18 protein-coding genes are annotated in these 19,853 nt (G+C 73.1%); 13 read left to right on the top strand and 5 right to left on the bottom strand.

The features are described 5' to 3' along the window. The first annotated feature begins 178 nt into the window (after positions 1 to 178). From panD to FHX78_RS02620, 3 genes are read left to right on the top strand one after another with little or no spacing between them, the layout of a single operon-like run. Positions 179 to 598 carry an aspartate 1-decarboxylase gene (gene panD, locus FHX78_RS02630; protein ID WP_145865845.1) on the top strand — a complete coding sequence of 140 codons (420 nt, stop codon included), beginning with the start codon at positions 179 to 181 and terminating at the stop codon, positions 596 to 598. Between the two features lie 33 nt (positions 599 to 631). Then, the gene (locus FHX78_RS02625; protein ID WP_145865844.1) at positions 632 to 976 is read left to right on the top strand and encodes a GNAT family N-acetyltransferase; all 345 of its coding nucleotides are present in this window, start codon (positions 632 to 634) and stop codon (positions 974 to 976) included. An 18-nt stretch (positions 977 to 994) separates the two neighbouring features. Then, positions 995 to 1,684: an aspartate/glutamate racemase family protein gene (locus FHX78_RS02620; protein ID WP_145865843.1), complete on the top strand. Its 690-nt coding sequence runs from the start codon at positions 995 to 997 to the stop codon at positions 1,682 to 1,684. A 695-nt stretch (positions 1,685 to 2,379) separates the two neighbouring features. Here FHX78_RS02620 and gndA read toward each other — a convergent pair. Next, on the bottom strand, positions 2,380 to 3,819 hold the full coding sequence (gene gndA / locus FHX78_RS02610; protein ID WP_145865841.1) for an NADP-dependent phosphogluconate dehydrogenase: 1,440 nt from the start codon (positions 3,817 to 3,819) through the stop codon (positions 2,380 to 2,382). 423 nt (positions 3,820 to 4,242) lie between these two features. Between gndA and FHX78_RS02605 the strand changes: the two genes are divergently transcribed. Then, positions 4,243 to 5,583, top strand: a complete 1,341-nt coding sequence (locus tag FHX78_RS02605) for a transglycosylase family protein (protein ID WP_145865840.1) — start codon at positions 4,243 to 4,245, stop codon at positions 5,581 to 5,583. Here the strand turns inward: FHX78_RS02605 and FHX78_RS02600 are convergent. Further along, entirely contained in the window at positions 5,573 to 6,787 is a 1,215-nt protein-coding gene (locus FHX78_RS02600; RefSeq protein ID WP_145865839.1) for a DMT family transporter, read from the bottom strand. The two genes, FHX78_RS02605 and FHX78_RS02600, sit on opposite strands and share 11 nt — an antisense overlap. 228 nt (positions 6,788 to 7,015) lie before the next feature. Between FHX78_RS02600 and FHX78_RS02595 the strand changes: the two genes are divergently transcribed. The 6 genes from FHX78_RS02595 (at position 7,016) to FHX78_RS02570 (ending at position 16,311) form a co-directional block, all read left to right on the top strand. Further along, positions 7,016 to 7,753, top strand: coding sequence for a (2Fe-2S)-binding protein (locus tag FHX78_RS02595; protein ID WP_145865838.1), 738 nt, complete (start codon positions 7,016 to 7,018; stop codon positions 7,751 to 7,753). A 38-nt stretch (positions 7,754 to 7,791) separates the two neighbouring features. Next, the gene (glgA, locus tag FHX78_RS02590; RefSeq protein ID WP_145865837.1) at positions 7,792 to 8,943 is read left to right on the top strand and encodes a glycogen synthase; all 1,152 of its coding nucleotides are present in this window, start codon (positions 7,792 to 7,794) and stop codon (positions 8,941 to 8,943) included. A gap of 51 nt (positions 8,944 to 8,994) precedes the next feature. Further along, positions 8,995 to 10,215, top strand: a complete 1,221-nt coding sequence (gene glgC, locus FHX78_RS02585; RefSeq protein WP_145865836.1) for a glucose-1-phosphate adenylyltransferase — start codon at positions 8,995 to 8,997, stop codon at positions 10,213 to 10,215. Between the two features lie 212 nt (positions 10,216 to 10,427). Then, complete coding sequence (locus tag FHX78_RS02580) at positions 10,428 to 13,055, top strand: PA14 domain-containing protein (RefSeq protein ID WP_145865835.1); 2,628 nt, start codon at positions 10,428 to 10,430, stop codon at positions 13,053 to 13,055. A 232-nt stretch (positions 13,056 to 13,287) separates the two neighbouring features. After that, positions 13,288 to 14,718, top strand: a complete 1,431-nt coding sequence (locus tag FHX78_RS02575) for a wax ester/triacylglycerol synthase family O-acyltransferase (protein WP_145865834.1) — start codon at positions 13,288 to 13,290, stop codon at positions 14,716 to 14,718. 99 nt (positions 14,719 to 14,817) lie between these two features. Next, positions 14,818 to 16,311, top strand: coding sequence for an SDR family NAD(P)-dependent oxidoreductase (locus FHX78_RS02570; protein WP_145865833.1), 1,494 nt, complete (start codon positions 14,818 to 14,820; stop codon positions 16,309 to 16,311). A gap of 18 nt (positions 16,312 to 16,329) precedes the next feature. Here FHX78_RS02570 and FHX78_RS02565 read toward each other — a convergent pair whose 3' ends face one another. Then, on the bottom strand, positions 16,330 to 16,779 hold the full coding sequence (locus tag FHX78_RS02565) for a hypothetical protein (RefSeq protein ID WP_145865832.1): 450 nt from the start codon (positions 16,777 to 16,779) through the stop codon (positions 16,330 to 16,332). A 471-nt stretch (positions 16,780 to 17,250) separates the two neighbouring features. Between FHX78_RS02565 and FHX78_RS02560 the strand changes: the two genes are divergently transcribed. Both FHX78_RS02560 and FHX78_RS02555 read left to right on the top strand, forming a co-directional pair. Continuing rightward, entirely contained in the window at positions 17,251 to 17,424 is a 174-nt protein-coding gene (locus FHX78_RS02560) for a hypothetical protein (RefSeq protein WP_145865831.1), read from the top strand. Positions 17,425 to 17,479: 55 nt separating this feature from the next. Next, the gene (locus FHX78_RS02555; RefSeq protein WP_145865830.1) at positions 17,480 to 17,962 is read left to right on the top strand and encodes a GNAT family N-acetyltransferase; all 483 of its coding nucleotides are present in this window, start codon (positions 17,480 to 17,482) and stop codon (positions 17,960 to 17,962) included. A gap of 15 nt (positions 17,963 to 17,977) precedes the next feature. On the opposite strand, the gene FHX78_RS02550 is transcribed toward FHX78_RS02555, so the two are convergent. Then, positions 17,978 to 18,373 (bottom strand): VOC family protein, encoded by a 396-nt coding sequence (locus tag FHX78_RS02550; RefSeq protein WP_145865829.1) that lies wholly within the window; start codon positions 18,371 to 18,373, stop codon positions 17,978 to 17,980. A 280-nt stretch (positions 18,374 to 18,653) separates the two neighbouring features. Continuing rightward, a complete protein-coding gene (locus tag FHX78_RS02545) occupies positions 18,654 to 19,316 on the bottom strand; it encodes a MerR family transcriptional regulator (RefSeq protein WP_145865828.1) in 663 nt (220 codons plus the stop codon). A 108-nt stretch (positions 19,317 to 19,424) separates the two neighbouring features. On the opposite strand from FHX78_RS02545, the gene FHX78_RS02540 reads away from it, so the two are divergent. Further along, positions 19,425 to 19,850 (top strand): DUF3291 domain-containing protein, encoded by a 426-nt coding sequence (locus FHX78_RS02540; RefSeq protein WP_145865827.1) that lies wholly within the window; start codon positions 19,425 to 19,427, stop codon positions 19,848 to 19,850. Positions 19,851 to 19,853 lie beyond the last annotated feature (3 nt).

Genomic DNA, 19,853 nt, shown 5'->3' with positions numbered 1-19,853 from the left:
GGGCGTGTTCGACGAGCCACAACAGCCTGGTTCATACGGAAGCCCATGCAGGGAGCCGGCTCACCGAAAGTGAAGCGATGTTCCTCACAATCTTCGACTCAGGCGCGCGCCAATTGTAGAGTGATACCGCCCTTGACCTGCAGAAAGCGGGCAGGGAGCCGTCTTCCGGGAGTCCAAGATGCTGCGTACTCTGTTCAAGTCCAAGATCCACCGCGCCACCGTCACCCAGGCCGACCTGCACTACGTGGGATCCGTGACCATCGACGCCGAGTTGCTCGACGCCGCGGACCTGCTGCCCGGTGAGCTGGTGCACATCGTCGACGTCACCAACGGGGCCCGGCTGGAGACCTACGTCATCGAGGGTGAGCGCGGGTCCGGGGTGATCGGGATCAACGGGGCGGCGGCCCATCTCGTGCACCCCGGGGATCTGGTGATCATCATCAGTTACGCTCAGGTGACCGACGCCGAGGCGCGGGCGATGGAACCCCGGGTCGTCCACGTGGACGGCGCCAACCGCATCGTGGCTCTGGGGGCCGACCCGTCCGAGCCGGTACCGGGGTCGGACCAGGAGCGCAGCCCGCAGGCCGTCACGGCCTGACCGGCGCAGACCGAGGCAGGAGCAGACGTGGGCATGGGTGACTTCGAGATCCGTGACGACCGGGCGGCGGGCCGGCTCGAGGCGGTGACGGACGGCGAGGTCGTCGGACGGATCGAGTACTTCGTCCTCGACGAGCCCGAGCACGCGCTCGTGCCGGTGCACACCATCGTGGAGCCCGCCCACGAGGGCAAGGGCATCGCGGGCTCCCTCGCCCGCGAGTTCTACGCCGTCGCCGCCCGTGAGGACGGTGCCGTCGCTCCGCTCTGCCCGTACGTCGCCAAGTGGGCCGAACGCCATCCCGAGGAAGCGCCGGCCGCCGGTCCGGAGCTGATGCGGGCGGCGAAGCAGTGGCTGGCGGCGCATCCCGAGCGGTTCTGACGGCGGGGTCCGCTGCTCATGCTCGCCCTCCTGCACACCTCACCCGTCCACGTACCCGTCTTCGACGCCCTGCGCGACGAAGACCATCCCGGCCTGGCACTACGGCACGTCGTCGCCGAGGAACTGCTGGAGCGGGCCCGCGCCACGACTCCCGCCGCCGTCGCCGACGACGTACGGGCGACGGTGCGGGAGGCCGTCGACGCGGGTGCCCGGGCCGTGCTGTGCACCTGCTCGACGATCGGCCACCTCGCGGAGCGGGCCGCCGCAGTGGCGGGCGTCCCCGTGCTGCGCGTCGACCGGCCGATGGCGGCCGCCGCCGTGGCCGCCGGGCCGCGTGTCGTCGTCCTCGCCGCGCTGGAGAGCACCCTCCGGCCGACGACGGCGCTGATCGAGGAGGAGGCCAGGCGGGCCGACCGGCCCGTCGAGGTGCGGACCGTGCTGGTGGAGCGGGCCTGGGAGCACTTCGAGGCGGGGCACACGGACGGGTACGTACGCCGGGTCGCGGACGCGGCCGACGCCGTCACCGGCGCCGATGTGATCGTCCTCGCCCAGGCGTCGATGGCCGCGGCCGAGCGGCTCACCGCGACCGCGGTCCCGGTGCTGTCCAGCCCGCGTCCGGGACTCGCGGCGGGTGCGGCGGCGGCAGCGGGCGGCCCGCGACCGAGGCCGGCGGAGAAAAGGCCTGACGGCGGCGGAGAAAAGGCCTGAGGTGGGGGAGAAGAGGCCTGACGGTGGAGAAGGTCTGACGGCGGGAGCCCGCGACCACGGCGTGCTCTGACGGTGAACCCGTCCACGCGGTGCGCCACCTGGGCGGCGAGCCGTCACGCGGGCGGGTGACTGGAGAGGCGGCCGTCGGGTAGGCGGGGGAGTAGTCCAGAGCCGACGTCGACCGACTGGCCGGAGGACATCCGTCATGACGAACCCGTATCCGGATCCTGTGCCGCCGGGCCCCACCCCGGGACCCACCCCGGGCCCGGACCCCGCCCACCCCGAGCCCTACCCCGACCCGGCGCGCCCCCCGGCGCCGCCCCCGGGGCCGGAACCCGCACCATCTCCGGAGCCCACGCCCCCGCCTCCCGCTCCGGGGCCGCCGCCCGCGCCTGGGCCGCCCGAGCCGTCGCCCTCACCGATCCCGCCCGGCCCCGAGCCGGTACCGAACCCGGAGCCCGGCCCACCCCTGAGCTGACGCGCCCATACGGGACCGACAGCGGCCGCCGAGCCGAACGGACGGCAAACGACGGCACAGGATCGCAGCGGGGGACAGCGGGGGACAGCGGGGGACAGCGGCGACAAGCAACGGAGAAGTACGAACGCGGGAAAGCGAGAGGGCGGTGGGCCACCCCGGAGGTGGTCCACCGCCCTCTCGGCGGCAGGTCACGGGGCCACGAGCCCCCGCACGGTGCCTACGCGGACACCTCCGAGCGGTCCCCGCCCCACAGCGTGTGGAACGAGCCGTCGCGGTCCGTGCGCCGGTAGGTGTGCGCGCCGAAGTAGTCGCGCTGGCCCTGCGTCAGCGCGGCCGGCAGACGCTCCGCGCGCAGGGCGTCGTAGTACGCCAGCGCCGCGGCGAAACCGGGCGTGGCCACGCCCTGGCGGGTCGCCGCGACCAGCACCTCGCGCCAGTCGTCCTGCGCGTCGGCGATCTCCCGCGCGAAGGTCTCGTCCGAGAGCAGGCTCGGCAGGTCGGCCCGTGCGTCGTAGGCGGCGCGGATACGGTCCAGGAAGGCCGCCCGGATGATGCAGCCCCCGCGCCAGAGCGCGGAGACCGCGCCCAGGTCGATGTCCCAGCCGTACTCCTCGCTGCCCGCGGCGATCTTGTGGAAGCCCTGCGTGTACGACACGATCTTCGACGCGTACAGCGCCTGCTCCACCCGGTCGGCGAACGCCGCGGCCTCCGACTCGCTCATCGGCGTCGGCTTCGGTCCGGCGAGGCCGCGCGAGGCCTCGCGCAGCGCCGCGTGGCCGGAGAGGGAGCGGGCGAACACCGCCTCGGCGATGCCGGACACCGGCACGCCCAGGTCGAGCGCGATCTGCACGGTCCAGCGGCCCGTGCCCTTCTGCTCCGCCTGGTCCACCACCACGTCCACGAACGGCTTGCCCGTGGCCGCGTCCACGTGCGACAGCACCTCGGCCGTGATCTCGATCAGGTACGAGTCCAGCCGGCCGGTGTTCCAGGTGCGGAAGATCTCCGCGATCTGCGCGGGGGAGTACCCGGCGACATCGCGCAGCAACTGGTACGCCTCACCGATCAGCTGCATGTCGGCGTACTCGATGCCGTTGTGGACCATCTTCACGAAGTGGCCGGCGCCGTCCGGGCCGACGTGCGTGACACAGGGCGCGCCGTCGGCGGCCTTGGCGGAGATCTTCTCCAGCATCGGGCCGAGCGACTCGTACGACTCGGCGGAACCACCCGGCATGATGCTCGGTCCGAGCAGGGCGCCCTCCTCGCCGCCGGAGATACCGGTACCGACGAAGTGGATGCCCTTCTCGCGCAGCTCGCGCTCCCGGCGCCGGGTGTCCGCGAAGTGGGCGTTGCCACCGTCGATGATCATGTCGCCGGGCTCGAGCAGCGGGGCGAACTCCTCGATCACCGCGTCCGTCGGCTCACCGGCCTTCACCATGATGACCAGCCGCCGCGGCCGCTCCAGCGCCGCCACGAACTCCTTGGCCGTCTCGGCCGCCACGAAGCTGCCCTCGTGCCCGAACTCCTCCACCAGCGCGTGCGTGCGGGCCGCCGTCCGGTTGTGCACCGCGACCGTGTAGCCGTTGCGGGCGAAGTTGCGTGCGAGGTTGCGGCCCATGACCGCGAGCCCCGTGACGCCGATCTGCGCTGAACTGCTCATTGGGGTGGCTCCTAGTGACCTTGGTATCGGTACCGCCGGGCTGGCGGTGCTGCCGCGCGGTGCCCGCCAGTCCCGCCGTCGCCCATCCTGACGTGCCGCACTCGCGTGCGCACGCGCGGGTCCCACGACACCGCGCAGGCACATACGGGCGAAGGTACCCGCCGCACTCACCCCGTGGTCACCACAGGGCAACTCCGCGGTCACGCCGTACTCACGCCGCGCGCCGGCCCGGCGCACACACCCGCGCGCCCCCGCGGACGGGCACACCCGCCCGCGCACGTTCCTCCCCGGGGGCGAAAGGGGGCGCAACGGGGCGGCTGTTCCTGGCCACTTGGCGCATCCGTGCGGCCGATAGCCGTCTTGTCACGGCCAGTTCGCAGCGCTTACTTTTGCCCCTCCTGACGCAGTGTCGAGGGGGATTCCATGGCCGTGCGCGGCCGGCACCGCCGGTATCAGCCGAACAGGATCAACCGGGCCTCACTGACCGTGACCGCGGGCGGTGCGGGGATGGCGCTCCCGTTCCTGGGCGCGGGAGCCGCCGAGGCGGCCGACGTGAGCACCTGGGACAAGGTCGCCGCGTGCGAGTCCAGCAACGACTGGAACATCAACACGGGCAACGGGTACTATGGAGGGCTTCAGTTCACCCAGTCCACCTGGGAGGCGTACGGCGGTACCCGCTACGCTCCGCGCGCGGACCTGGCCTCCAAGGACCAGCAGATCGCCGTGGCCGAGAAGGTCCTGGACGGGCAGGGCCCCGGTGCCTGGCCGGTGTGTTCGGAACGGGCCGGACTGACCCGGGGCGGCGACGCCCCCGACATCCGGCCCGCCACCGAGCGGACCAAGAGCGGGAAGACCGGGAGCGGCCAGGGGGGCGGCAGCGGCAAGGGCGACGGCCGGACGGCCGGGCGCTCCTCCGTCGAGGACGTCGCACCGGACGCCACCCCCCAGTCGCGTGCCGGCCGCGCCGAGATGTACACCGTGGTCCGCGGCGACACCCTCTCCGGGATCGCCGCCGACGAGCGGCTCCGGGGCGGCTGGCGGGGGCTGTACGACGCCAACCGCTCGACCGTCGGCGCGGACCCGGACCTCATCGTGCCGGGCCAGCGGCTCGCCCTTCCCGACGGGACGGGCAAGGCACCCGGGAGCGCGTCGCAGTCGTCCGGGAGGGCCGGGAAGAAGCCTCCCGCGTCGCCCGACAAGCCGACCAACAGCGACAAGAAGACCGACAGGAATCACACCGACAGGAACAAGGCCGACGGCAGGAAGGCCGACGGGAAGAAGAGCGACGGCAAGAAGGCCGACGGGCAAGACGCTCCGCAGCGCACCGAGGACCGCGCCGACCGCGCGGCCCAGACCGGCGCCGGCCTGGTCGCCCCCGTCAGCGCCTCCCTCGGCACGCCCTACCACCAGGCCGGATCCGCCTGGTCGAAGGGCTACCACACCGGCGTCGACTTCCCCGTCCCCACCGGCACGTCCGTGAAGTCGGTCGCCACGGGCACCGTCGTCAGCGCGGGCTGGGAGGGGTCGTTCGGCTACCAGGTGGTGGTCCGGCACGCCGACGGCCGCTACAGCCAGTACGCGCACCTGTCGGCGATCTCGGTGAGGAACGGCCAGTCCGTCACCGCCGGCCAGCGCATCGGCCGCTCGGGCTCCACCGGCAACAGCTCGGGCCCGCATCTGCACTTCGAGGTGCGGACGGGGCCCGGTTTCGGGTCGGACGTCGACCCGGTCGCCTACCTCAGGGCGGGCGGCGTCAGGATGTGACGCGGGTCCGGTGCCGGTCCGCCACCGCGACCGGCACCGGCACGTACGGGCCGCCGTAGAACGGCGCGTACGACACCAGCGGCATCGGGACGGCGTCCATGCCGGCCGGTGCGCCGACCGGCGGCTCGGCCGGTGACGGCAGGGGGACCGGCATCCGCACGTCGGCGGGAAGCTCGGGGAGCGTGAGTCCGGCCAGCAGCCGCTCGGCGGGGTCGCCGGCCGGCGGCTCGGCCACCGCGGCGGCAGCGGCGGCCGGCACCGCCTCGGAGGCGGCGGCCGGGACCGCCTCGGAGGCGGCACCCGGCAACGACACGGAACCCGGCACGAGCGGCTCGCCGTCCTCCGTCCCGGCCCCGGTTCCCGCCTCCCGCTGCTCCCGGGCCAGCCGCTCCGTCGTGAGCAGGATCAGTCCGCCGGCCGCGACCACGCCACAGCTCAGGGCGAGCGCCGTGCCGGTCGTGCCGTAGCGGAAGGTTTCGCCGAACATCGTGATGCCGACCGCGGCCGCCACCACCGGGTTCACCACCGTCAGCGTGGCCAGCGGGGCGGCGAGTCCGGCGCCCCGGTAGGACGCCTGGGACAGCAGCATGCCCGCCGTGGCGAGGACGCCGATCACCGCGAGGGAGGGCAGGTCGGCCGCCGTGACCCCGCCCGTCCAGTCGACCGCGACGGTCTTGGTGAAGACGGAGGACATGCCGAACGCGACACCCGACGCGATGGCCAGGAGGATGCTGCGCACCGCGGGGTGACGGTGCACGGCCCGGGCCGCGACCATCAGCGCCACGACCGCCCCGGCCGTCCCCAGCGCCGCCGCCACCCGCTGCGCGGTGTCCAGCGACTGCGCCTCGGACGCGCCGACCAATGAGAGCAGACCCGCGAGCCCGACCGTCGCCATGAGGGCGCCCCGCCACGCCGTCGCCCCGGCCCGGCGCCCCACGAACAGGGCGGCCATGGGCAGCGCGAACACGATGGTCAGCGCGCCCAGCGGCTGCACCAGGCTCAGCGGGCCGTAGGCGAGCGCGACCACGTGCAGCAGTCCGCCGAGGCCGTTGAGCGCGACCGCCGCCCACCAGCCCGGCCGGCGCAGCGGTGCGTACTGCGCGCCGGACGAGGACACCGCGACCTGCTCCTGCACGATCGCCCCGCCGGCGTACGCCACGGCAGAGACGAACGACAGCAGCACGGACAACGCGAGGGCGCTCATCGGCTGCTCCTCTGCGTGAGGCCGGGGCGGTGGGCCCGGCGCGGCGAACGGTCGGCTTCCATAACCAACACGATGCCGCGTCAGGCTGTTCCCGTCGTCGTCCCTGAGCACTCAATGAGTCCTACTGCCGATGGAGTACGACGACGGCCCCGTCATCCCCAGGGTGGGTGCCCCTCGGGCCGGGGGCCCTGGTTGTTCCCCCTAGGGGACTTGCTACTACTGCACCTCGTGGACCTCGATCCGTCTCTCACCGCCCTTCACCGGCCCGGTGGCTTCTTCGTCCTGCGCACGGCGGGAGCGCCGGGCCGCCGCCTGCCCACCCTCGCCCAGGCATACGGACCCGGCGGCCCGGACGTTCACGGCGACGCCCTGGCCGCGCGGGTCCGCCGGGTCGCCGACGCGCTGCGCACCCCCGAACCGCGGGTCGCCGCGTCGGTGGCCCAGCAGGGGCTCGCCGCCCGGCTGTGGTCCGTGGCCCTGGGCAACGCCGCCCTGTACGGGGCCGTCCCCGACCTCGCTCCGCGGCTGCTGCTGTGGGACCCCGAGGGCAGCGCCCCCGACGACCTGTGGCTGACCGGGGTACGGCCGCTGCCCGGTGACGCGGCGACCCTCGCGGAGCTGGTGCTGCGCGGGCACCTCGAACCCCTCGCCGGGGCCCTGCGCGCCCGCCACCGCCTCGCGCCCGGCCTGCTGCGCGGCAACGCCGCCTCCGCGCTGGCGGGCGCCGCCCGCGAACTGGACCGCTGGGGACGCGGCCACGGCCGTACGGACGTCGCCGCCCGGGCCACCGCCCTGGCCCGCGAACTCCTCGCCCACCCCCTGCTGTCCGGCACCGGAACGCTCACCGGCACCGCCTTCCGGCGCCGCAGTTGCTGCCTGTACTACCGGGTGCCCGGTGGGGGCGTCTGCGGCGACTGCTGCTTCCCACGGCCGCCCCGCTCTTCCCCACGCGCCCCATCTGCGTGACCATGGAGGGGACGTCCGCCGAGACAGGGGGTTCACGGGTGCGAGTGGGACTGCTGACCCGGGAGTACCCCCCGGACGTGTACGGCGGCGCCGGGGTCCATGTGGAGTTCCTGGCCCGGGAACTGCGCCCCCTGGTCGATCTGGAGGTGCACTGCTGGGGCGAGGGCGGTGCCGACGGCGTGCTGCGCCACCGCCCCTGGTCCGCGCTCGACGGCGCCAACGACGCGCTGCGCACCTTCTCCGTGGACCTCGCCATGGCCGCCGCCCTCCAGGGCCGCGACCTCGTCCACTCCCACACCTGGTACGCCAACCTCGGCGGCCACCTCGCCAAGCTGCTGTACGGCATCCCGCACGTGGTGACCGCCCACTCGCTGGAGCCGCTGCGCCCCTGGAAGGCCGAGCAGCTGGGTGGCGGCTACGCCCTGTCGAGCTGGGCCGAGCGCACCGCGGTCGAGGCCGCCGACGCGGTGGTCGCCGTCTCCGGCGCCATGCGCGACGACATCCTCGGCTGCTACCCGGCCCTCGACCCCGGCCGGGTGCACGTGGTGCACAACGGCATCGACACCGGCCTCTACCGCCCCGACCCCGGCACCGACGTCCTGGACCGGATCGGCCTCGACCGCTCCCGCCCGTACGTGCTGTTCGTCGGCCGGATCACCCGGCAGAAGGGCGTGCCCCAGCTGCTGCGGGCGGTGCGCGGCCTCGACCCGGCCGCGCAGGTCGTGCTGTGCGCGGGCGCCCCGGACACGCCCGAGATCGACCGGGAGTTCCGCGAGCTGTACCAGGAGCTGAGCGGGGCCCGCGAGGGCGTGCACTGGATCCCGCGGATGCTGCCGCGCCCGGAGGTGATCCAGCTGCTGACGCACGCCGCCGTGTTCGTCTGCCCCTCGGTGTACGAGCCGCTGGGCATCGTCAACCTGGAGGCGATGGCGTGCGGCACCGCGGTGGTCGCCTCCCGCGTCGGCGGCATCCCGGAGGTCGTGGCGGACGGCTCGACCGGGGTACTCGTCGACCTCGACGACGACTTCGAGGCGGGCCTCGCACGGGCCCTCGACTCCGTCCTCGGCGACCCGGCGACGGCACGGCGGATGGGCGAGGCGGGACGGGAGCGGGCGGTGTCGCAGTTCGGCTGGGACGCGGTGGCCCGCCGTACGGCCGGGCTCTACGAGGAGATCCTCGGACAGGCTTAGCCCGGCCCGTCCGGGGCAGTCTTGGGGAAATTCGGCGTGAGGGGAGCGGCCATGCGTCGTGGTGGTCCTTCGGTCCTGGGAATCGTGCTGGCGGGCGGGGAGGGCAAGCGTCTGATGCCCCTCACGGCGGACCGCGCCAAACCGGCGGTCACCTTCGGCGGGACGTACCGCCTGGTCGACTTCGTCCTGTCCAACCTGGTCAACGGCGACATCCTGCGCATCTGCGTGCTCACCCAGTACAAGTCGCACTCGCTGGACCGGCACGTCACCACCACCTGGCGGATGTCCAGCCTGCTCGGGAACTACGTCACGCCCGTGCCCGCCCAGCAGCGCCTCGGCCCGCGCTGGTACCTGGGCAGCGCCGACGCCATCCTGCAGTCGCTGAACCTGATCTACGACGAACGGCCCGAGTACGTGGCGGTGTTCGGCGCCGACCACGTCTACCGCATGGACCCGCGCCAGATGCTCGCCCAGCACATCGAGAGCGGCGCCGGGGTCACCGTGGCCGGCATCCGGGTGCCGCGCACGGAGTCCTCCTCCTTCGGTGTGATCACGCCCGGCCCGGACGGCCGGACCGTCGAGGGCTTCCTGGAGAAGCCCAGCGACCCTCCGGGCCTCGCCGACGACCCCGAGTGCGTGTTTGCCTCCATGGGCAACTACCTCTTCACCACCAAGGCCCTCATCGAGGCGCTCCAGCGGGACGCCGAGGACGAGGACTCGGTGCACGACATGGGCGGCTCGATCCTGCCCCGGCTCACCGAGCGGGGCGAGGCGCACCTGTACGACTTCAGCTCCAACCACGTGCCCGGCGAGACCAGCCGGGACCAGGGCTACTGGCGGGACGTGGGGACGCTGGACGCCTACTACGACGCGCACATGGACCTGATCGCCGAGCGCCCCGCGTTCAACCTGTACAACCGGCAGTGGCCCATCTACACCCACTCCGGCCAGCTCTCGCCGGCCCGGTTCAACGCGGGCGGCATGGCGAGCGAGTCGATCATCAGCGCCGGCTGTCTGATCCGGGGCCAGGTCAGCCGGTCCGTGCTGTCGCCGGGCGTGGTGGTCGACCCGGGGGCCGTGGTGCAGGGCTCGGTGCTGCACGACAACGTGCACATCGGGCGGGGCGCGGTGGTGCGCGGCGCGGTGCTGGACAAGAACGTCGAGGTGCCGCCGGGCGCGACGATCGGTGTCAACCCGGAGCGGGACGCGGACCTGTACACGGTGTCCAAGGGCGGGGTGATCGCGCTGGGCAAGGGGCAGCGCGTGCTGTAGGGACGTCTGCGGGGCCCCGGTCGGCCGTGACCACCGGGGCCTTTGTCATGTCCCTGGACGTGTGACGGAATCCGTGCTGTTATGCCAACTACTGTTCATGACAACGTTGTACGGACCAGTGCAACGCACAGAACAGCACACCGAACACCCGTACCCGTACCTGTACACGCACTGAGCAGCGAGCCGTCACCTTCCTCACCGACGGAGGATCCGTGCGCATCAGACGACTCAGAAACCGTTTCGCCCTGTTCCTGGCCGCCGCCCTGGGAGTCACCGGACTCACGGCCGCCGGCCCGGCCGCGACCGCCGCGGAGGACGCCCCGGCGGAGATCCACGGCCTGAAGGGCGAGTACCACACCCAGTCCGCACCCGGCGCCTTCGACTTCCACGAGCTCAAGGCCACCGCCTTCGACACCGACCTCGACTTCGACAACCTGGAACCGCGGCTGGCCTTCACCACCGGCCGCTCCGACGACGTCAGCGTCCGCTGGACCGGGAAGATCGTGCCGGAGACGACCGGCGCCCACACCTTCTCGGTCAGCGCCGACAACGGCTTCCGGCTCTGGATCGACGGCCGCCTCGCCATCGACCACTGGGTCGACGACTGGGACCGCGAACAGACCGCCGAGCCGGTCGACCTGACCGCGGGCACCGCCTACGACATCAAGGTCGAGTACTTCGAGCACTACGGCGGCTCCAACTTCCACCTGCGCTGGACCGAGCCAGGAGGCGCCAAGGAACCCGTACCGCAGTCGGCGTTCCGCCTCCCCGAGGGCTTCACCTACGACGGCGCGCTCTCCGCCACCGTCCTCGCCTCCGGCCGCACCCTCAAGCTCGACTTCCCGCAGCCCCTGGCCACGCCCCCGGCCGGTCTCACCGACCACATCGACGCCGTCATCGGCGGCGCCGACTGGCCCCTGACGTCGGCGCGGCCCGACCCGGACGACCCCCGGGCCCTGCTGGTCGGCCTCGCCGAGCCCGTCGTCGGCAACAAGACCGGCACCGCCCGCGGCAGCGCCGACATCCGCTACGACGGACAGGGCGGCCTCACCGCCGCCGACGGCGACCCGGTCGACGCCTTCCTCAGCAGCGGCCCCAACCGCTCCACCCACGAACTGCGCACCGAGTGGGCCGACGAGGTGGGCCCCGACAACGCGCTGCCCGAGTACCCGCGCCCCCAGCTCACCCGCGACGACTGGCGGAACCTCAACGGCCGCTGGCAGTTCGCCGCCGCCGAGGAGGGCGAGCGGCCGCCCGTCGGCAGGACGCTGAAGGAGCGCATCCTCGTCCCGTACCCGGTGGAGTCCCAGCTCTCCGGGATCCAGCGGCACGAGGACCGCATGTGGTACCGCCGCACGTTCACCGTGCCCCGCGACTGGGAGATCGGCTCTGGCAAGCGGCTGCGGCTGAACTTCGGCGCCGTCGACTGGCGCGCCGAGGTGTACGTCAACGGCAGCAAGGTCGCCGCGCACGAGGGCGGCTACGACAAGTTCGGCGCCGACATCACCGACGCCCTGAAGCCCGGCCGCACCCAGGAACTCATCGTCGGCGTGTACGACCCGACCGACGCGGCCGGCGGCGAGAACCCGCCGCTCGGCAAACAGCGCCTCGACCCCAGCGGCATCTGGTACACGCCCAGCTCCGGCATCTGGCAGACCGTCTGGATGGAACCCGTCGCCCGCGACCACGTCGACTCCCTGAAGCTCGTCCCGGACGTGCCCGGCGAGCGGCTCACCGTGGAGGCGAAGGGCGTCCGCGACGGCGTACCGGTCAGGGCCACCGCGTACGACGGACGGCGCAAGGTCGCCACGGCGACCGGCCGGACCGGCGAACCGCTCACCCTGAGGATCCACGACCCGCACCTGTGGTCGCCCGACGACCCGTTCCTCTACCGCCTCACGGTGACCGTCGGCGCCGACCGGGTCGGCAGCTACTTCGGGATGCGCTCCATCGCCGTCGAGCAGATCGACGGGGTGCCGCGCACGGTCCTCAACGGCGAGCCGGTCTTCCTGATGGCCACCCTCGACCAGGGCTTCTGGCCCGACGGACTGCACACCGCGCCCACCGACGAGGCCCTCGCGTACGACCTGCGGGCGCACAAGGAACTCGGCTACAACTCCGTGCGCAAGCACATCAAGGTCGAGCCCGACCGCTGGTTCTACTGGGCCGACCGGCTCGGACTGCTGGTGTGGCAGGACATGCCCGCCATGACGGCCGGGGTGAACCCGAGCCCCGACTCCCGCGCGCGCTACGAGCGCGAGATGAAGCAGATGATCGACGAGCACATCAGCAGCCCGTCGGTCGTCATGTGGGTCACCTTCAACGAGGGCTGGGGCCAGTACGACATCGGCCGGATCGCGGAACAGGCCAAGGCCTGGGACCCGACCCGGCTGGTCAACAACCAGTCCGGGCTCAACCTCGGCGCGGACGGCGGCGCCGGCGACCTCATGGACGAGCACGGCTATCCCAGCCCGGCGCTCCCGCCCCGCCCGGACGGCAAGCGCGCCCTGGTCAGCGGCGAGTACGGCGGCCTCGGCCTCGCGGTGCCCGGACACGCCTGGCCGGTGCAGCAGTCCTACGTCGACGTCGACCCGGCGACCTACACCGAGGACTACCTCACCAAGCTCGACGAGGTACGGGCGCTGGTCTGCCGGGGCGGCAACGGCGCCGTCTACACCCAGATCTCGGACGTGGAGGGCGAGCTCAACGGTCTGCTCACCTACGACCGGCGCGTGATGAAGCCGGACGTGGCCCGGGTGAAGGCCGCGCACGAGGCGCTGATCCGGGACGCCTCCCGGGCGCGGCCCGCGGGCTGTGCCACCGGGGGCGCCGCGCGCTGAACGGTTCCTCCGGCGGGCGGCGCCCGTCCGGGTGGCGTCCGTCACCCGGTATCCCGGTGACCACGCCGCTCCCGCCCCGTCCGTCCCCCGAGTCCGCCCCTCCCGCCGCACCGGCGGGAGGGGCGGACCGCGTCACTTGTTGTTAACTATGAGTAGCCAGATCGTACTTGACCGTAATCGGCCGGGAGCGATTGACTGCTGATCCGTCCCGTCGTCGACGCGAGGCCCCGCCATGACCGCAGACCCGCTCGCCCCTCTCGACCTCGCCTTCTGGAACATCGAGTCCACCGGTCACCCGATGCACCTCGCGGCGCTCGGCGTCTTCTCGGCCCGCTCACCCTCCGCGGCGGCCCACGCGGCCGATCTGCTGGCCGCCCGGGCCGCCGCCGTACCCGGACTGCGCATGCGCATCCGCGACACCTGGCAGCCGCTGGGCCTGCGGGAGTCCCTGTCGGCGCTGCGCCGACCCTGGCCGGCGCCCGGCGAACCGCTCACCGCCGCCCTGCGGCAGCCGCTCGCCTCCGCGCTGCGCCGCTCGCTCGCCTTCGGCGGCGCCACCCGGGAGCCCGACCCCCGCTTCGACCCCCTCGACCACATCCGGCTGCACGCTGCGGCCGTCGACTTCCACACCGCCGCCGGCCGGCTCATGGGGCGCCCGCTGGAGCGCACCCGGCCGCCCTGGGAGGCCCATGTGCTGCCGGGGGAGGACGGCGCCTCCTTCGCCGTGCTGTTCAAGTTCCACCACGCCCTCGCCGACGGGCTGCGCGCCCTGACCCTCGCCGCCGCGCTGATGGACCCCACCGACCTGCCCACCCCCCGCCCCCGCCCCGCCGGACCCCCGCGCGGTCCGCTCCCGGGCGTGCGGGAGGTGCCCGGCCTGGTGCGGGAGGCCCTGTCGGACGCGGGCCGCGCCCTGGACATCGGTGCCGCCGTCGCCCGGTCCACCCTCGACATGCGCTCCTCGCCCGCGCTGACCTGCGCCCCCAGCGGCACCCGCCGAACCGCCGGCGTGGTGATCGACCTCGACGACGTGCACCGGATCCGCAAGAGCGTCGGCGGCACCGTCAACGACGTACTGATCGCGGTCGTCGCCGGCGCGCTGCGCCGCTGGCTCGACGAGCGCGGCGACGGCAGCGAGGGCGTCGCGCCCCGCGCCCTGGTCCCCGTCTCCCGGCGCCGTCCGCGCACCGCCCACCCGCAGGGCAACCGGCTCTCCGGGTACCTGACCAGGCTCCCCGTCGGTGAGCGGGACCCGCTCGTGCGCCTCGCCCTGGTGCGCACCGCCATGGACCGCAACAAGGACGCCGGCCCGCACCGGGGCGCGGGCGCCGTCGCCCTGCTCGCCGACCACGTGCCGGCGCTCGGCCACCGGCTCGGCGGGCCGCTGCTCGGCCAGGCGGCCCGGCTCTGGTTCGACGTGCTGGTCACCAGCGTGCCGCTGCCGGGCTTCGGCCTGAGGCTCGGCGGCGACCCGCTCGGCGCCGTCTTCCCGCTCGCCCCGCTGGCCCCCGGACACTCCCTCGCGGTCGCGGTCTCCACCTACCGCGGACGCGTCCACTACGGGCTGGTCGCCGACGGCGCGGCCGTCCCGGACCTGGACCGGCTGGCCCACGCGGTGACCGAGGAGGTGGGCACACTGATCACCGCCTGCGACCACCCGTAGACGCGGGTTTGGTACTGCGGCCCGGCGCTCCGTAAAATCCCCCGTTCGACAGCGGATGCGAACGGAGCGCCGCGAGGCAGAGCGGGAACGGCAGCGGCGATGACGGTGACAGAGGACGGCCCCCAGGCCACGGACGCGGTGGCCCACGGGCCCGGCATCGACCCGGAGCGGCTCGCCGTCTGCCTCAGCGTGCTCGAGGAACTCGACACGATCGACGTGGACCACCCCGACGCGATACTGGTGCGCCGGGCCACCTCGCACATCTACCGCACGGTCAAGCAGCGCCGCCGCCAGGAGCGCCGGGCCGCCAAGACCGCCCACGACAAGGCCGTCACCGAGGCCACCGCGACCGGCTCCGCCGAGCGCATCGACGACGAGACCGAGGGCATCCTGCCCTCCTCCCGCGTCGAGACCGGCGCGATCGCGGGGATACTCCAGCGCCCCCGCTCCTGCTACGTCTGCAAGACCCGCTACGTCGAGGTCGACTACTTCTACCACCAGCTCTGCCAGAAGTGCGCCGCCGAGAACCGCACCCGGCGCGACGCCCGCGCCGACCTCACCGGCAAGCGCGCCCTGCTCACCGGTGGACGCGCCAAGATCGGCATGTACATCGCGCTGCGGCTGCTGCGCGACGGCGCCCACACCACGATCACCACGCGGTTCCCCAAGGACGCCATCCGCCGCTTCAAGGCGATGGACGACTCCGCGGACTGGATCCACCGCCTGGAGGTCGTCGGCATCGACCTGCGCGACCCGGCCCAGGCCGTCGCGCTGGCCGAACAGGTCGCGGAGCAGGGCCCCCTCGACATCCTGATCAACAACGCCACCCAGACCGTACGGCGCCTGCCGTCCGCGTACGCCGCGCTCGTCGAGGGCGAGAGCGCCCCGCTGCCGGCCGGTGAGCTGCCCGCCCACCACGTCATCGGCGCCTTCAACTCCGGCGCGGTCGACGGACTGGCCGCGCTGCCCGTCGGCGTCAGCGGACTCGACGCGCAGAAGGTGGCCGACCTCGCCCTGGTCGCGGGCAACGCCAGCGTGGAGCGGCACCGTGACGGGACCGCCATCGACGCCGGTGGCCTGGTCCCCGACGTCGTGGACACCAACACCTGGGTGCAGAGCATCGAGCAGATCTCCCCGGTGGAGCTGCTGGAGACCCAGCTGTGCAACTACACGGCGCCGTTCATCCTGATCAGCAAGCTGCGCCCGGCGATGGCCGAGGCCGCGCGCCGGGCCTCCGCGGGACGCGCCTACGTCGTCAACGTCTCCGCCATGGAAGGCGTGTTCGCCCGCGGCTACAAGGGTGCCGGCCACCCCAACACCAACGCGGCCAAGGCGGCCATGAACATGGTGACGCGGACCAGCGCGCAGGAGATGTTCGACACCGACCGCATCCTGATGACCTCGGTCGACACCGGCTGGATCACCGACGAGCGGCCCCACTTCGACAAGCTGCGCCTCGCCGACGCCGGCTTCCACGCACCGCTCGACCTGGTCGACGGCGCGGCCCGCGTCTACGACCCGATCGTGCGCGGCGAGGCGGGCGAGGACCTGTACGGCGTCTTCCTGAAGGACTACGCGCCCGGCAAGTGGTGACCGCGGCCCGACGGGCCGTCAGTCCACCATGCCGAACCGGGAGTCGCGCGCCGCGAGCAGTTCGAGCACGGTGCGCCAGTCCTCCAGGACGCCGGCGTCGAACGCGGCGGTGCGGGCCTCCTCGTCGGCCGCGCGCAGGGTGAGGAGGTCGTCGTCGGCCGGAAGGTCGTGCCGGGGGCACCGGCGGACCAGATCGGCGACCCGCTCACCCAGCAGCGGCCGTATCGCCTCCGCCGATCGGTCGGCCCGCGACGCCGGCTCGCCCGGCCACAGCAGCCGGCCGACGGGCAGCACCAGGCCCGCCACCTGGAGCTCCTTGTCGGCGGGCCGGGCCCGCCGCAGCAGCGCGGCGGTCCGCAGGGCGTGGCCGTGCGCGTCGTCCGGGCCGTCACCGCCGCCCCGGACGTCCCGCGTGCCCCGGCACGCGTACAGCAGGTCCATCAGCTCCTCGACGGTGCGCAGCTCCATGCGCCGGTCCTCCCGGGAGTAGGCCGTTGCCGTGCGGCAGCAGATCATGCCGAGCTTGCGGGCCGGCCAACGGGACCTGAACTGCGCCGGGACCATGCGGCCTGGTCGGAGACGCCGACGCCCGCGTACGCCGAACGAGTGAGGCGAGCGCATCACACACATGCCGAGATAGGCGCATATGTGGGCTGATCGGGCACCCTCCGTCGCATGATTGTTACCGACGGTTTTGAGCCCCATCGAGCGGGGGGCCGCTCATTTGGTTACTCTGATGCGGACGGACAGCAGCAAGGGGTCCAACCCGCACCCACGGTCCGTCATGGGACCAGCCGGTTCACAACGGCCTGCTCTCCCTCGAGTTACCGGCGCCACCGCGTCCGAACGGCATACGACTGGACCCGAGCGGACGCCAGACGCCAGGCACAGGGCCGACGTGGCGCGTCCCGAGGGTGACCGACACATAAGGAGTGCGCGGTGACACCGGAGAAGACCGAACGCGAACCACGCCCGCAGGAGCGCGCGGAGCGCGTCCCCCGCCGGCCCGGAGAACTCGGCAGCCTGGACGTGTGGGCCCGCTCGGCCCCGATCCGCCTCGCGGGCTACGAGGACGACCTGGCCGAGCCGCACATCCTGCCCAGCGTCGACTGACACGAGCCACCCCCTCCGTGACCACCGCACGCGCGCACGTGCCAGACTCGCGTCCATGCTGATCAGGGAAGCGAGCCGCGACGACTGGCCGGACATCTGGCCGTTCTGGCACCGCATCGTCGCCGCGGGCGAGACCTACGCCTGGGACCCGGGGACCTCCGAGGAGGTCGCCCGGGCCCTGTGGATGAACCCGGCGAAACAGGTGTACGTCGTCGAGGACGACACCTCCGCCGTCGTCGCCTCCGCCTATCTCACGCCGAACTACGGCGGCCCCGCCGCGGGGATCGCCAACGCCGGTTTCATGGTCGACCCCGAGCGGGCCGGCCGGGGTGTGGGCCGCCGCCTCGCCGAACACGTCCTGGCCGAGGCGCGGGCCGCCGGCTACCGGGGCATGGTGTTCAACGCCGTCGTCGAGACCAACCCGGCCGTGGGGCTGTGGACTTCACTCGGCTTCACGGTCCTCGGCACGGTGCCCGAGGCCTTCGACCACCCCCGGCACGGCCTAGTCGGACTGCACATCATGTACAGGGCGCTCTGACCGGACGGCGTGGCCTCAGGGCCGCGCGTAGGGGCGCGTCATGATCTCCATGTTGTGGCCGTCCGGGTCGTCGAAGTAGGCGCCGCGACCGCCGAACAGGTCGTTGACCCTGCCCGGCTCCGTGTGGCCGGGGTCCGCGAAATAGGTCACCCCGGCCGCCTCCAGGCGCGCGATCATGGCGTCGAACCGCTCCTCGGGCACCAGGAACGCGTAGTGCTGGCCCTGGATCGGCTCGTCCCTCTTCTCGTAGTAGTCGAGGGTCACGCCGTTGCCGAGGTCGACCGGCAGGAACGGACCGAAGGGGGCGCCGACCTCCAGTCCGAGGATCCCGGCGAGGAACTCGGCGGAGAGCCTGCGGTCACTGGCGTAGACGGCGGTGTGGTTCAACTGGACGTGCTGTGCTGCGGACATGGCTGTTCTCGGTCTCCGGTGTCGGTTTCCATGGATGTCCACGGCCCCGTGGATGCCCATGGATTGCCAGGGATGGGGACGCGCGAGGGCGCGCGCGGGGAAGGGGGCGCGGAGAGGTGGGGCGGGCCACGGGCTCGCGCCCGGCCGTACCGCGCGGGCGGGGGCGAGCCCCGCCCGGGCCTCACTCGGAGGCCGGGAGCGCCTTGCGTTCTTGGCCCACGGCCGACCCGGCAGTCACCCGGCCGACCTTAGGCCCTGGCGGTCCGTCAGGGCAACGCCGTTACCGGTCGCGCCCCTCCGGTGGTGCCGGGCGGGCGGCCGGTCCTTCCCCCGTGTGGCGTGCCGTGGACTCGTTCTCCTGCGCGAGCCGGCGCAGTGCCATCAGCGCCGGTTCCAGCAGGAAGGTCAGGAGCACCGCGTGCTCGGCCTTCTCCAGCGGGTCGGTGATCGCCGCGATCCGGTCGAGGTCGTGGCGGGCCGTCCGTTCGGCGAGTTCGGCGTAGGGGAGGAGCGCCCGCCAGTCGTAGTCGATGTCCAGCGAGCGCAGTGTCTCCAGGGTCCGGTCGATGGTCTGCCGCGCCGGGTTGCCCGCGGAGACCGACCAGCCCATCGCGTCGACCAGGGCGGCGGCCTCGGGATGCGCCTCGGCGGCGTCCGGCGCGCCGGTACCGGCCGGCCGGATGCCGAAGGCGATGCCGAGCAGTTCGTGGGTGTCGTTCCGGTGCTCGGTCATGGCGTCCAGCACCTGCTTGGCCTCCGCGACGGACAGTCCGCGCACACCGGTCAGCGCGCGGATCAGGCGCAGCCTCCTGAGGTGGGTCTCGTCGTACTCGGCCTGGGTGGCCGCGGTGGCCCGGCCGGGCGGCAGCAGGCCCTCGCGCAGGTAGTACTTGATCGTCGCGTTGGGCACCCCGCTCCGACGGCTGAGTTCCGAGATCCTCACGCGCCCCGCCCCTTCTTCGCCGGCCTCTTCCGGTATCCCACTGGCATTGGGTAGCTCCACTGTCTAATCTGGATAGTGCCACTCACCAACTGTGGAGGCGAGACTATCGTGCCTACTCTTCCCTGGGTCACGCCGAACCCGGCCCGGCCCGACACCCATGCCTTCGTCATGGCCTCCCGTTTCGAGGTGCGGTCGCTGAAGGACGTCCCCCGCTTCTTCCTGAAGTCCCTCTCCGCCTGGGGCCAGGTCCGCAAGGCGCCCGGAGCGCTCGGCGCCTCCCTGGAGGCCAGGCCGTTCGGCAAGGTCTTCTACACGCTGTCCGCGTGGGAGAGCCGCGACGCGCTCCACACCTACGCCAGGACCGACCCCCACAAGAGCGTGATGACCGGGCTGCGCAGCACGATGCGCGGCTCGACGTTCACCTTCTGGGAGGTGCCCGTCGACCGGCTCCCCATCGACTGGGGCGACGCCAAGCGCCGCATCGAGGACCAGGCCCGGGCCGACGCCACGGGCGGGCGGGGCGCCGCCCACTGACCG

The organism is Streptomyces capillispiralis (assembly GCF_007829875.1).
In the GTDB taxonomy this organism is placed as follows: Bacteria; Actinomycetota; Actinomycetes; order Streptomycetales; family Streptomycetaceae; genus Streptomyces; species Streptomyces capillispiralis.
The sequence above is the reverse complement of the archived record's forward strand: the minus strand, read 5'-3'. Positions and strand labels throughout refer to the sequence as shown.

Bases quoted from the DNA above. Each gene is read 5' to 3' on its own strand.
- panD (WP_145865845.1), top strand. From the start codon at position 179: ATGCTGCGTACTCTGTTCAAGTCCAAGATCCACCGCGCCACCGTCACC.
- FHX78_RS02625 (WP_145865844.1), top strand. From the start codon at position 632: ATGGGTGACTTCGAGATCCGTGACGACCGGGCGGCGGGCCGGCTCGAG.
- FHX78_RS02620 (WP_145865843.1), top strand. From the start codon at position 995: ATGCTCGCCCTCCTGCACACCTCACCCGTCCACGTACCCGTCTTCGAC.
- gndA (WP_145865841.1), bottom strand. From the start codon at position 3,819: ATGAGCAGTTCAGCGCAGATCGGCGTCACGGGGCTCGCGGTCATGGGC.
- FHX78_RS02605 (WP_145865840.1), top strand. From the start codon at position 4,243: ATGGCCGTGCGCGGCCGGCACCGCCGGTATCAGCCGAACAGGATCAAC.
- FHX78_RS02600 (WP_145865839.1), bottom strand. From the start codon at position 6,787: ATGAGCGCCCTCGCGTTGTCCGTGCTGCTGTCGTTCGTCTCTGCCGTG.
- glgC (WP_145865836.1), top strand. From the start codon at position 8,995: ATGCGTCGTGGTGGTCCTTCGGTCCTGGGAATCGTGCTGGCGGGCGGG.
- FHX78_RS02575 (WP_145865834.1), top strand. From the start codon at position 13,288: ATGACCGCAGACCCGCTCGCCCCTCTCGACCTCGCCTTCTGGAACATC.
- FHX78_RS02570 (WP_145865833.1), top strand. From the start codon at position 14,818: ATGACGGTGACAGAGGACGGCCCCCAGGCCACGGACGCGGTGGCCCAC.
- FHX78_RS02565 (WP_145865832.1), bottom strand. From the start codon at position 16,779: ATGGAGCTGCGCACCGTCGAGGAGCTGATGGACCTGCTGTACGCGTGC.
- FHX78_RS02555 (WP_145865830.1), top strand. From the start codon at position 17,480: ATGCTGATCAGGGAAGCGAGCCGCGACGACTGGCCGGACATCTGGCCG.
- FHX78_RS02550 (WP_145865829.1), bottom strand. From the start codon at position 18,373: ATGTCCGCAGCACAGCACGTCCAGTTGAACCACACCGCCGTCTACGCC.